This window comes from Hymenobacter rubidus (assembly GCF_016734815.1).
GTDB lineage: Bacteria > Bacteroidota > Bacteroidia > Cytophagales > Hymenobacteraceae > Hymenobacter > Hymenobacter rubidus.
The window spans coordinates 23,924-37,007 of sequence record NZ_JAERQF010000013.1 but is presented as its reverse complement, the minus strand read 5'-3'; the positions used below and the strand labels follow the sequence as shown (position 1 = coordinate 37,007).

Sequence of the window (13,084 nt, the reverse complement as noted above, 5' to 3'; positions counted from 1 at the left end):
ATCTGATATGAAAAAGTTACTTGGATTGCTACTGGCCGGGGTTGCCCTGACCACGGCCTGCAAAAAGGACGACTTCCTGGAGCCGCGCACCAGCGCCCTCACCGAAGACACGGTGTTTTCCGATAGCCTGCGCACGTTTTCCTTTCTCTCGCGCGTGTACGCCGACATGGGTTTCAGCTTCGCGAAGGGCCGCTGGGACTCGCACGGCAACACCGAAGAAGCCACCGACGACGCCGAATACCGCTACTCGGGCTCGGGCCAGAAGGCCGTGGTGCTCTACAGCGGCACCCTCACGCCGCTCAACTTTCCGTTCCCGGAATTCTACGATTTGCCCTGGGCCAACATCCGGCGCTGCAACCTGCTGCTGAGCAAGCTGCCCACCACGCCGCTGGCCCAATCGACCAAAAACCGGCTGGCGCTGGAGGCGCGCTTCCTGCGGGCCTACTACTACGAGCAGCTGCTGGTGTGCTTCGGCGGCATGCCGCTGATTGGCGACAAGGTCTATGGCATCGAAGACGTCATCAACCAACCCCGCGATTCGTACGCCGACTGCGTGGCCTACCTGAGCAGCGAGCTGGATGCCTGCGCCGCCGGGCTCACCAGCCGCGCCAACCAGAATGGCACCGACTACGGCCGCATCACCAGCGGCGCCGCCCTGGGCCTGAAAAGCCGCCTGCTGCTGGAGGCCGCCAGCCCGCTCTTCAACGGCGGGGCCGAAACTCAGGACCCCAGCCTGGCGGCCGTCGTGAGCTACCCGACGTATAACGTAAGCCGCTGGCAGGCTGCCGCCGACGCGGCCCAGGCCGTGATTAACTTGAACCAATATGCGCTGGTGGAGGACAACGCCACGGCCCCCGGCAACGGCTTCTACTCGCTGTTTCTGCAGCGCGTGAACACCGAATACATCCTGCCCTTCAACCGCGGCGCCAACCGCGACATGGAAGGCTTCTACTTCCCGCCCACCCGCGGCGGGGCCTGGAACGCCATGCCAACCCAGAACATCGTGGACGCCTTTCCCATGAAGAGCGGCAAGCCCATCACCGACCCCACCTCGGGTTACGTGGCCACCAACCCCTACGTGAACCGCGACCCGCGCTTCTACAACACCATCATCTACAACCAGTCCCTGCTGTTCCTGAGCGGGGCCATGGCGCCGGTGAACACCTACGAAGGCGCCGCTTCCGATGGCTTCGACGGCACCACATCCGTGACCGGCTACTACTGCCGCAAGATGTGCGACGCGCTTTCTTCGGCCAACACCCAGCGCGCCTGGCCGCTGCTGCGCTACGCCGAAATTCTGCTCAATTACGCCGAGGCCATCAACGAAACCGGCCAAACCACGCTGGCCGTGCCCAAGCTGATAGAATTGCGCCGCCGCGCCGGCATCGACGCCGGCACCGATGGCCGCTACGGCATCCCGGCCGGCATTAGCCAGGCCCAGTTGCGCACCTTCATCCAGAACGAGCGCCGCATCGAGCTGGCCTACGAAGACCACCGCTGGCACGACATCCGCCGCTGGAAAATTGCGATGGTGACCAACAACGCCTACAACAACCGCATGCGCATCGTGCGCAGCGGCACCACGCCCAACTTCACCTACACCTACAACGTGGTGTCGAGCATTCGCCGCCACAACTTCCGCCCCGAGATGTACCTGCTGCCCATCCCCGACGGCGAAATCCGCAAGGTGCCCCTCATGCGCCAGAACCCCGGCTGGTAGGGCTTTATCACCTCACCCCCGGCCCCTCTCCCGCGGAGAGGGGAGCCGAACGATTGCAGGCGTTTGCGCCGCCGTGGCTCCCCTCTCCGCGGGAGAGGGGCCGGGGGTGAGGTAACGCGGTAGGAATGCTGCGTATACGCTTCGCCCGACAAACCACCCGTTGATTATCAGATTTATGTCCGCTGCCATTATCTCTTTCCACCGCCCCATGCGCCGCCTGCTGCCCTTACTGCTGGCCGGTGGCCTGGGTTTATCTGCTACGCCGGCCCCCACGCCCGCGCACACCTTCACGCTGGGCGCCGAGCAGTTTTTGCTCGATGGCAAGCCGTTTCAGATGATTTCGGGCGAGCTGCACTACCCCCGCATTCCGCGCGAGGCTTGGCGCCAGCGCCTGAAAATGGCCAAGGCCATGGGCCTGAATACGGTGGGCACCTACGTGTTCTGGAACGCGCACGAGCCGCAGCCGGGTCAGTACGATTTCACGGGCAATAACGACGTGGCCGCCTTCGTGAAAATGGCCCAGGAGGAAGGCCTGTGGGTGGTATTGCGCCCCAGCCCTTACGTGTGCGCCGAGTGGGAATTTGGCGGCTACCCCTACTGGCTGCAGAACATTGCGGGCCTGAAAGTGCGCAGCCAGGAGCCGCAGTACGTGGCCGCCTACCGCCGCTACCTGCAGGCCGTGGCCAAGCAGCTGGCCCCGCTGCAAGTCAACCACGGCGGTCCCATCCTGATGGTGCAGGTGGAAAACGAGTACGGCTCCTACGGCTCCGATAAGGCGTATCTGGCCTCGAATAAAAAGCTATTCGAGGAGGTGGGTTTTGACGGCCTGCTCTATACCTGCGACCCCGTGCGCGACGTGGCCGCTGGCCACCTGCCCGGCCTGCTGCCCGCCGTGAACGGCACCGACAAGCCCAGCCAGATTCGCAAGCTGGTGCAAGCTAACCACGGTGGCAAGGGCCCTTACTACGTGGCCGAGTGGTACCCGGCATGGTTCGACTGGTGGGGCACCAAGCACCACACCGTGCCGGCCCGCAACTACACGCCGGGCCTGGATTCGGTGCTGCGCGCGGGCATGAGCATCAACATGTACATGTTCCACGGCGGCACCACGCGCGGCTTCATGAACGGCGCCAACTACAAGGGCGACTCCTCGCACTACGAGCCCCAAATCAGCAGCTACGACTACGACGCGCCGCTGGACGAAGCCGGCAACGCCACGCCCAAGTTCCTGGCCTTCCGCGAAGTCATTGCCAAGTACCGGCCAGCCGGCCAGCCCCTGCCGGCCGTGCCCGCGGCCAAGCCCAGCGTGGCTCTGCCCGCGCTACAGTTCACGCAGAATTCCAGCCTGCTCGACCGCCTGCCCGCGCCGGTGGCCAGCGCCACCCCGCTCACGTTCGAGGCTCTGAAACAAGCCTACGGCTTTGTGCTCTACCGCGCCACGGTGACCGGTGGCGGTACCCAAAAGCTTAAAATCAGTGACCTGCGCGACTATGCCGTGGTGATGGTGAACGGCAAGCGCGTGGGCACCCTCGACCGCCGCCTGCGGCAGGACGCCCTAGAGGTGGCTTTGCCCGCCGGGCCGGTGCAGCTGGATATTCTGGTAGAAAACCTCGGCCGCGTCAACTTCGGCGAGTACCTGCTTCAGAATAATAAAGGCATTACCAAAAGCGTGAGCCTGGGCGGCACCGAGGTGAAAAGCTGGAAGATGTTCGGCCTGCCCTTCGACCAGGCCCCCACGCTGGCAAAAACCAGCGGCCGCGCCCTGACCGCAACCAGCGCCCCCACCATCCGCTCTATCGCCTTCAACGTGGACAAGCCGGTGGATACCTACCTCGACCTGCGCACCTGGGGCAAGGGCGTGGTGTGGGTGAACGGCCACAACTTGGGCCGCTACTGGGCCATCGGCCCCCAGCAAACCCTGTACGTACCGGCCGAGTGGCTAAAAAAAGGCCAGAATACCATCGCCGTGCTGGAGCTGCTCAAGCCCGAGCAAACCAAGCTGCCCTTCCTCGACCACGCCATCCTGAACGACCTGCAGCCGGGTGTGGCCACCACCACCAACGACTGAGCCATGAAAAAGACATTTTTGGCCATGGCATTGCTGGCGCTGGCCGGCAGCGCCCCGGCGCAGACGCGCACTGCCTTCGAGCCCGGCAAGACGTGGCCCGACAACAAGGGCGCTCACCTCAACGCCCACGGCGCGGGCGCCCTCTACGACCAGGGCCGCTACTACCTGTTTGGCGAGCACAAGGTTGCCGGGCCCAAGGGCAACAGCGCCCAGGTGGGCGTGCATTGCTACTCCTCCAAAGACCTCTATAACTGGCAGGATGAGGGCATTGCCTTGGCCGTGGCACCCGACGGCTCCGGCTCCGAAATCGAGAAGGGCTGCATTCTAGAGCGACCCAAAGTGGTGTTCAATAAGAAGACAGGCAAGTACGTGATGTGGTTTCACCTGGAGCTGAAGGGCCAGGGCTACGCGGCCGCCCGCACCGCCGTGGCCGTGAGCGACAAAGCCACCGGGCCGTACCAGTACGTGCGCTCGTACCGCCCCGGCGCCGGCCAGTGGCCGCTGGGCTTCAAGGAGGAGTGGAAACAGCACCGGCCGGGCGAAAAGGACCTGAAATGGTGGACGCCCGACTGGACCAAGGCCGTGGCCGAAGGCCTGTTCATCCGGCGCGATTTCCAGCCCGGCCAGATGGCCCGCGACATGACGGTGTTTGTGGACGATGACGGTAAAGCCTACAACATCCACTCTTCCGAAGACAACCTGACGCTGCACGTCGCCGAACTGACCGATGACTACCAGGGTTTTACCGGCCGCTGGAACACCATTGCGCCAGCCGGGCATAACGAGGCGCCGGCCCTGTGTAAAAAGGACGGCAAGTACTACCTCCTCACCTCGGGCTGCACCGGCTGGGCGCCCAACGCGGCCCGCTCGTTCGTGGCGTCGTCCGTCTGGGGGCCGTGGAAGCAGCTGGATAACCCGGCCACCGGCCTGCAGGCCAACATCACCTACAATTCGCAGAGTACCTACATTCTGCCGGTGGCGGGCAAGGCTGACTCCTTCATTTTCATGGCTGACCGCTGGACGCCGAAAAACCCCATCGACGGGGGCTACATCTGGCTGCCGCTGTCCTTCGAAGGCGACCAGCCCCGGCTGCGCTGGGCCGACCGCTGGGACCTGAATGCGTTCAATCAACTCAAAGACAAAGCCCCCACCGCGCAATAGGAGAGGCCCCGTCCGAACCGGATTTGAGCAATTTGAACGATGCCAAGTTCTTCAACACATTTCGCTGGCAGAAATAGCCATCAACCCTAACAAACGTACTGCTCCGACCAGGCAATTGAGTGAGCGGGCGCCGCCCCAATCGGGTGGCTGGCCAGATGAGAGGTGGGACTCTTCCTGGTCGCTGGTCGGAGCCGTGCGTTTGTATGTTAGTCCAATGCCCGTTTGCCGCTGTCGGGTGGACCAAATGGCCCCGGCAGCGGCAACACCAACCAGCCAGCGGTGGGCCTCATTCCCAACATCATCACGGCTAACGGGGACGGGCGCAACAATTATTTCGTGCTCGATGGCCTGGAAGCTGCCGACTGGCGCTTGCAGGTCTTTAATCGGTGGGGCAGCGGGTGTTTGAGCAAGCCCGGTACGACAACCGCTGGGCTGCCCAAGGGCCGCCACCGGGCCTCTACTATTACCTGTTGCGCCATATCCCCGAGCGGCCAGCTGCGCCGGGGCTGGCTTGAAGTACTACAGTAATGAACGGCAGACCAGCCCACCGCTCTTCAGTAAAAACAGCTGCTTCATTTTTTCCCTCACGTGTTAGCCATTTCTTACCGCCTGTTTTTCTGCACGCTGCTTGGCTTGGGTGGGCTGGCCGCCAGGTCCGCCGCCGCCCAGACCAATGCACCGGCACCGGCTTTTTTCGACACGCACGTAGCCCCCGCTGCCACGAAGCTGCTGCCATTCGAGGTTAAAAACCCTGATAAACAGCTGAGTCCTTTCACCGGCATGACGCGCCGGCACTGGCAGGACGCGGCCCGCTATCTGCTTAGCGGCGCGTTCAGCTACGTGCATACGCTGGACGACCCGATGCAATTCCCGAAGCAGCCCGGCAAGAGCTACCCGCGCAACGAAGGACAGGTGCCCACCGAGAAGCTCGAAGGCCTATGCCGCACTCTGTTCATGGCCGCCCCGCTGCTCAAGGAAGACCCCGGCCTGACGCTGAACGGTGTGAAAGTGGCCGACTACTACCGCCACCAAATCAGCCAGCTGGTGAACCCGGCCAGCCCCGGCTTCATCAAGCCCCGCGCTAAGGACGGTGGTCCCAGCCAGAACCTGGTCGAGTTTGGCGGGCTGGCAGTGGCGCTGTTCGCGGCGCCCGAAATACTGTGGGACCCGCTGCCCAGGGCCACCAAAGATGCCCTGGCGGCCACCATGCTCAGCTACGGCGACGGGCCCACCGTGGGGCAGAACTGGCGCTACTTCAACATCTTCGTGCTCAGCTTTTTCGACACGCGCGGCTATGCCGTGAACAAGCTGATGATGGAGGAATACCTGCAGAAGCAGCTTATGCATTATCGTGGCGACGGCTGGTACCATGACGCCCCGTTCTACGACTACTACAGCATGTGGGCCTTCCAGATGTACGGCAAGCTCTGGACCGAATACTACAGCCGTACGCACTACCCCACCGTGGCGGCCCAGCTCACCACCAACTTCAACGCCCTGCGCGCCAGCTACCCGTACATGTTTGCCCGCGACGGTAGCATGATAATGTACGGCCGCAGCATCGGCTACCGCTTTGCGGCGGCGGTGCCGTTCCCACTGATGGGCCTGCGCCCCGAGGCCGACACCAACTTCGGCTGGATGCGGCGCATTGCCTCGGGCACGCTGCTGCAATTTTTGGAGAACCCCGATTTTTTGCAGGACAACGTGCCCAATCTAGGCTTCTACGGCGAGTTCGACCCGGCCGTGCAGAGCTATAGCTGCCGGGGCAGCATGTACTGGCTGAGCAAAATCTTCCTGGGCCTGCTCACGCCGGCTGACTCGCCGTTCTGGACAGCTATCGAAAACGAAGGTCCCTGGGGCACCGGGGCGCTGGCCCCCGGCAAGGTGCTGAATACCTACCTGCCCGGCCCCGGCATTCTGCTGACGGATTACGCCGACATCGGCGCGTCTGAAATCCGGGCATGGTGCCACTTTAAAGCCATCGGCGCGGGCGAGCCATTTCGGGCCAGCGAGAACTACAATCGGCTGAGCTACAACAGTGCTTTCCCCTGGCAGGCCGACGGGCCCAACGGCGAGGTGGCCATGAACTACGTGTTCAAAAACAAGGAGGCAAAGTGGGAAGCGCTACGCCTCTACACCTTCAAAAAGTTCGAGGACGGCGCGTACTACCGCAACGCCGAGCTGGAAACCAACCCAAACATCAAGCTGCGTCTGGCCGACATGCCGCTGCCCAACGGCATCCTGCGCATCGACCTGAACGCCAGTACCGAGGCCACCGTCCTGCGCCTGGGTCACTATGCGCTGCCTAACCTCACGGGTACCATCCGGCGCAGCACCCGCAAGGTGAAAGGCCGCAAAGTCAGTCTCATTGACAATGGTACTTACCAGCTCGCGCTGGTACCGCTGGCCGGTTGGGACCAGGTAGAAGCCGTGGACGCCACCGGCCTGCATCCGGTTGCCCAAGTCAGCACTGTGCTCGATGCCGTAGGCAGCACCGCGCCGGCTACCGGAACATTTGCGACGCTACTGCTGTGGAAAAAATCGGGCGAGAAGTGGACCGATGCTGAGTTGCTGCCCGTGCGCCGGCTGAATACTTCGGTCGCGGGCCGCGTGACCGTGACGATGGCCGATGGCAGCCAGCGGCAACTAAATTACCCGGATTGATATGCCCGCTAGCTTCACGTCCCTTCTGCTCGTTGCGGTGCTGGCCCTGCCCGGCCTGGCCCGCGCCCAAGTGGGTCCGGTAATGGTGCGCATCGATGCCGACCACCCGGCCCAGACCATCGCCAACTTCGCGGCTTCGGATGCCTGGAGCTGTCAGTTTGTGGGCCAGTGGCCAACGGCCAAGAAAGAAGCCATTGCCGACCTGCTGTTCAGCCAAGAGGCCAGTCCTGATGGGCAGCCAAAAGGAATTGGCTTGTCGATGTGGCGCTTCAACGTGGGCGCGGGCAGCGCCGAGCAGGGCGCGGCCAGCGACATTAAAGACGAGTGGCGGCGGGCCGAGTCGTTTCTAAAGCCCGACGGCACTTACGATTTTACGCGGCAGGCCGGGCAGCGCTGGTTTCTGGAAGCGGCGCGGCGGCGCGGGGTGCGGCAGTTTCTGGCCTTCCTCAACAGCCCGCCCGTGGGCCTCACCCGCAACGGTAAAGCCCACGCCGACCACGACCAGACCAATCTCGACTCGACCCGCTACGCCGCATTGGGGGCGTACTGCGCCAGGGTAGTGGCCGGCGTGCGGCAAGCCACGGGCATCACCTTCGACTATTTCAGCCCCATAAACGAGCCGCAGTGGGACTGGAGCGGCGGGCAGGAGGGCAGCCCCTATCGCAACCGCGAAGCAGCCGGAGTGGTGAAAGCCCTAAGCGCCGCGCTGGTGGATAATAAATTGCCTACTAAACTGCTGATACCCGAAGCCGGCAAGCTGAACCACCTCTACGAATGGGCCGACAAACCCGGCCGGGGCGACCAGATAGCCGCGTTTTTCGGCGCACCGGCCGCGCCTACCTCTGTGGCCAAGGTGCCGCAGGTGGCCCCCATTATAGCTGGGCATAGCTACTTCACCACCTCGCCGGCTGCGTCGGCGGTGGCGGTGCGGCAGCGCCTGGCGGCGCGGGTAGCGGCGGTGCCGGGCCTGCGCTACTGGCAAAGCGAGTACTGCATACTGGGCGACAATGCGGGTGAAATCAACGGTGGCCCGCGCGATTTGGGCATGGCCCCGGCTCTGTACTTGGCCCGCACCATTCACCTCGACTTGGCCGTGGGCAACGCGGCGGCCTGGCAGTGGTGGCTGGCCATCTCGCCCTACGACTACAAGGACGGGCTGGTGTATGTGGATAAGAACAAGACCGACGGCAACTACTACCCGAGCAAAATGCTGTGGGCGCTGGGCAACTACAGCCGCTTCGTGCGGCCCGGTGCGGTGCGCCTGCCCGTGGCCCTGGCCGACTCGACCCGTGCCGGCCAGCCGCTGGTGTCGGCCTACCGCAGCCCAACGGGCAAGCAGCTGGTAGTGGTGCTGGTGAACGACCACGACGCACCCGCCACCGTGCAGCTCGAGCTGGCCGGGCGGCAGCGCCTGCGCACCGGCCGCACCTACGTCACCTCGGCTACCGCCGATTTACAGCCTGGCCTGGCCCTGGCTGCCGGGCGGCCACTAGTCGTGGGGCCGCGCTCGGTGGTGACGCTGGTAAGCGAGCTGCGCTGACCACAAGGTTGACCCGATAAAGCTGACCGTGCTGCGCTGAAACCTTTCTCTTCCCATTAATTCCCACCTCCCATGCTTCGCCGCGACCTGCTCAAGAACCTCGCCCTGGCCGCCCCGGCTGCCTGGCTGCCCGGCCTGGTGACGGGCTACGCTGGCCGCCCACCGGCTGCCGCCGGGCCGTTCCAACCCTCCTGGGAGTCGCTGGCGCAGTACCAGACGCCCGAGTGGTTCCGCGACGCCAAGTTTGGCATCTGGGCGCACTGGGGGCCGCAGTGCCAGCCCGAGCGCGGCGACTGGTACGCCCGGGGCATGTACCAGGAGGGCAGCGACCAGTACAACTATCACCTCCAGCACTACGGCCATCCCTCGAAAGCAGGGTTTAAGGACGTGATAAACAGTTGGAAGGCCGAAAACTGGAACCCCGATGAGCTGGTGGGCCTCTACCAGCGGTCCGGGGCCCGGTACTTCGTGGCCCTGGCCAACCACCACGACAATTTCGACCTATATAAAAGCGCGCACCAGCCCTGGAACTCGACCCGCCTGGGGCCGAAAAAGGACCTCATCGGCGGCTGGGCCAAAGCGGCCAAAAAGCACGGCCTGCGCTTCGGCGTGAGCGTGCACGCGGCTCATGCCTGGCGCTGGCTCGAGGCAGCCCAGCTGGCCGACAAAAATGGCCCCCTAACTGGCGTGCCCTACGATGGCCACCTGACCGCCGCCCAGGGCCGGGGCCAGTGGTGGCATGGCGAAGACCCGCAGGCGCTGTACGCCCAAAACCACCCCCTGAGCGCGGGCAGCGAGCGCCCCGGCGCCATTCATGGCCAGTGGGACTGGAACAACGGGGCTATCCCGCCCAGCAAGGAGTACTGCGAAAAATTCTACCGCCGCACCATCGAGCTGCTGGACCGGTACGAGCCCGACCTCGTGTACTTCGACGACACGGCCCTGCCACTGTGGCCGGTGAGCGACGTGGGCCTGCGCATTGCGGCGCACATGTACAACGAGAGCCTGCGCCGCCACGGCGGCCGGCTCGAAGCCGTGATAAACGGCAAAATCCTGAACGAGCAGCAGCGCAAATGCCTGGTCTGGGATATCGAGCGGGGTCAGAGCAACGTGATTGAGCCCTTGCCCTGGCAAACCGATACCTGCCTAGGCCAGTGGCACTACGACCGCCGCATCTACGACCACCACGGCTACAAGAGCGCCCAAACGGTGATTCACACGCTGGTGGATGCGGTGAGCAAAAACGCCAACCTGCTGCTGAGCGTGCCCGTGCGCGGCGACGGCACCATCGACGAGCAGGAGCGCGCCGTGGTGGAGGGCATTGGCGCCTGGATGCGGGCCAACGGCGAAAGCATTTACGGCACCCGCCCCTGGCAGGTGCTGGGCGAAGGGCCGGCGCTGGCCGCCGCCGCGCCGCTCACCGCGCAGGGCTTCAACGAGGGCAAGGGCAAGCCGCTGGGCGCGCAGGACATCCGCTACGTGACCAAGGGCGACGTGCTGTATGCCACGGCCTTGGGCTGGCCCACCGAAGGGTATCTGGTGCTGGCTGCGCTGGCCGCCGGTAGCCCGCTGCGCCCGCAGCCGGTGCGCCGGATTGAGCTGCTGGGCCACGCCGGCGTGCCGCTGGAATTTGAGCGCACAGCGCAGGGCCTGCGCGTGCAGCTGCCAGCCCAGGCCCCGGCCGCCGGGCTGGCCTACGCGTTCAAAATCACCGCCTAATGGCACAAATCCCTGTAGCCCCCCATTTTATCATTGTTTTCAATTCTGGTTCATGAAGAATTTTCCTGCCGGGCTGGTGCTACTACTCGGGCTGCTGTGCCTGGGCGGGCCGGCCGTTGCGGCTCCGCCCAGGACCACGGCCTACCTTTTTGCCTACTTCACCGGCAATGACAAGGCCGAAGAGGCTATTCGCTTCGCCCTTAGCCCCGATGGCTTTCACTACACGGCCCTGAACGGCAACCGGCCCATCATTTCCTCGGCCGACATCAGCGAGACGGGGGGCGTGCGCGACCCGCACATTCTGCGCGGGGCCGATGGCAAGACCTTCTACATGGTGGCTACTGACATGGTATCGGCCAAGGGTTGGAGTTCGAATCGGGGCATGGTGCTGCTCAAATCCAACGACTTGATTAACTGGACTTCCAGTAAAATTAATTTCCAGAAACGCTACCCCGGCCAGGAAAACCTGCTGCGTGTGTGGGCCCCCCAAACCATCTACGACCCGCAGGCAAAGAAGTACTTGGTGTACTTCTCGCTCAAGCACGGCAACGACCCCGATAAAATTTACTACGCCTACGCCAATAAGGACTTCACCGACCTGGAAGGCGAGCCGAAGCAGCTGTTTTTCTCGCCCACCAACGGCTCGTGCATCGACGGCGATATTGTGGCGAAGGACGGCAAGTACTACCTGTTTTTCAAGACCGAAGGGCAGGGCAACGGCATCAAAATCGCCGTATCGGACCGGCTGACCGGCGGCTACGTGCTGCGTGATAAATACGTGCAGCAAACCAGCATTCCGGTAGAGGGCGCGGGCACCTTTCAGCTCAACGACTCGGGCGACTACATCCTGATGTACGACATGTACACCAGCGGGCGCTACCAGTTCACACGCACCAGCAACCTGCAGGATTTCAAGGTAGTAGACGGCGAGGTGAGCATGAACTTCCACCCCCGTCACGGCACCGTCATGCCCATCACAGCCGCCGAGGCCGCCCGGCTGGCGCAGCGCTGGCTGCGCCCGGCCGACGTGCTGCCCACGGCCCGCAACCCCGCCATCCGCCCACTGAACACGGCCGTGGACACGGCAGCTGGCAAGGTGGCCTTCTTGGTGCAGCCGGGCACGCGGCTTACGGCGTTCAACCCGGAGTTTACCGGCTTCGCGGGCGTTACTGTCAAGCCTGCCGGGCCGCAGGATTTCACGAAAGGTCTGGTGCGTTACACCATCGGCACCGGCGGCCAGCCGCAGACCTACGCCGTGAGCGCCACCGAAACCCACAACCCCGCCCTGACTGGCTACTACGCCGACCCGGACATCCTGTACTCGCAGAAAACCAGGCGGTTCTACCTCTATCCGACCAGCGACGGCTTCACCGGCTGGTCGGGCACGTCCTTCAAGGCGTTTTCGTCGCCTGACCTAGTGCACTGGCAGGACGAGGGCGTTATCCTGGACCTGCCCAAGGATGTGAGCTGGGCGAAAAAAAGCGCCTGGGCTCCCACCATCATCGAGCAAAAAACGGCCGCTGGCTACCGTTACGCCTATTATTTCTGCGCCGGGGCCAAAATAGGAGTGGCGCTGTCCGACAGCCCCACCGGCCCGTTCAAAGACTCGGGCCAGCCGCTGCTCGATAAGCTGCCCGAAAGCGTGAAGGGCGGCCAGCAGATTGACCCAGCGGCTTTCCGCGACCCTAAAACCGGCAAACTATACCTCTACTGGGGCAATGGCTACCTGGCCGGGGCCGAGCTGGCCGACGACCTGCTGAGCCTGAAGCCCGGTACCACGCGGGTGCTCACGCCCGATGCCACCTTTCGGGAGGGCGCCTACGCTTTCTTCCGCAACGGCACCTACTACTTCATGTGGAGCGAAAACGACACGCGCAGCCCCGACTACCGCGTGCGCTACGGCACGGCCGCTTCGCCGCTGGGCCCGATTACGGTGCCGGCCAATAACCTGGTAATCAGTAAAGAACCGGCGTCGGGCATCTACGGCACCGGCCACAACTCGGTGGTGCAGGTGCCGGGGCGTGACGAGTGGTACGTGGTGTACCACCGCTTCACCTACCCGCAGGGCCTCGGCATGGGCCAGGAGGCCGGCTTTCACCGCGAGGTGTGCATCGACAAGCTGGAATTTAACGCCGACGGCAGCATCCGGCCGGTGGTGCCCACGCACGCTGGCATTGCGCCGGTGCGGGTGCCCTAGCGCCATTGGCGGAAC

Annotated in this window: 8 protein-coding genes; all 8 read left to right on the top strand. The window is 63.9% G+C overall.

The genetic code is table 11. The annotated features are described in order from the left end of the window. Positions 1-7: 7 nt before the first annotated feature. A complete protein-coding gene (locus tag JKL48_RS11070) occupies positions 8-1,720 on the top strand; it encodes a RagB/SusD family nutrient uptake outer membrane protein (protein ID WP_201982391.1) in 1,713 nt (570 codons plus the stop codon). A gap of 175 nt (positions 1,721-1,895) precedes the next feature. Beyond that, the gene (locus JKL48_RS11065; protein ID WP_201982388.1) at positions 1,896-3,788 is read left to right on the top strand and encodes a glycoside hydrolase family 35 protein; all 1,893 of its coding nucleotides are present in this window, start codon (positions 1,896-1,898) and stop codon (positions 3,786-3,788) included. 3 nt (positions 3,789-3,791) lie between these two features. Further along, positions 3,792-4,949 carry a glycoside hydrolase family 43 protein gene (locus JKL48_RS11060; protein WP_201982385.1) on the top strand — a complete coding sequence of 386 codons (1,158 nt, stop codon included), beginning with the start codon at positions 3,792-3,794 and terminating at the stop codon, positions 4,947-4,949. A 222-nt stretch (positions 4,950-5,171) separates the two neighbouring features. Then, entirely contained in the window at positions 5,172-5,477 is a 306-nt protein-coding gene (locus tag JKL48_RS11055; protein WP_201982382.1) for a T9SS type B sorting domain-containing protein, read from the top strand. Between the two features lie 60 nt (positions 5,478-5,537). Continuing rightward, on the top strand, positions 5,538-7,613 hold the full coding sequence (locus JKL48_RS11050; RefSeq protein ID WP_201982379.1) for a DUF2264 domain-containing protein: 2,076 nt from the start codon (positions 5,538-5,540) through the stop codon (positions 7,611-7,613). A gap of 1 nt (position 7,614) precedes the next feature. After that, positions 7,615-9,153 carry a glycoside hydrolase gene (locus JKL48_RS11045; RefSeq protein ID WP_201982378.1) on the top strand — a complete coding sequence of 513 codons (1,539 nt, stop codon included), beginning with the start codon at positions 7,615-7,617 and terminating at the stop codon, positions 9,151-9,153. A 72-nt stretch (positions 9,154-9,225) separates the two neighbouring features. After that, positions 9,226-10,872 (top strand): alpha-L-fucosidase, encoded by a 1,647-nt coding sequence (locus JKL48_RS11040; RefSeq protein WP_201982376.1) that lies wholly within the window; start codon positions 9,226-9,228, stop codon positions 10,870-10,872. 52 nt (positions 10,873-10,924) lie between these two features. Further along, positions 10,925-13,069: a family 43 glycosylhydrolase gene (locus JKL48_RS11035; protein WP_201982373.1), complete on the top strand. Its 2,145-nt coding sequence runs from the start codon at positions 10,925-10,927 to the stop codon at positions 13,067-13,069. The last annotated feature ends 15 nt before the right edge of the window (positions 13,070-13,084 follow it).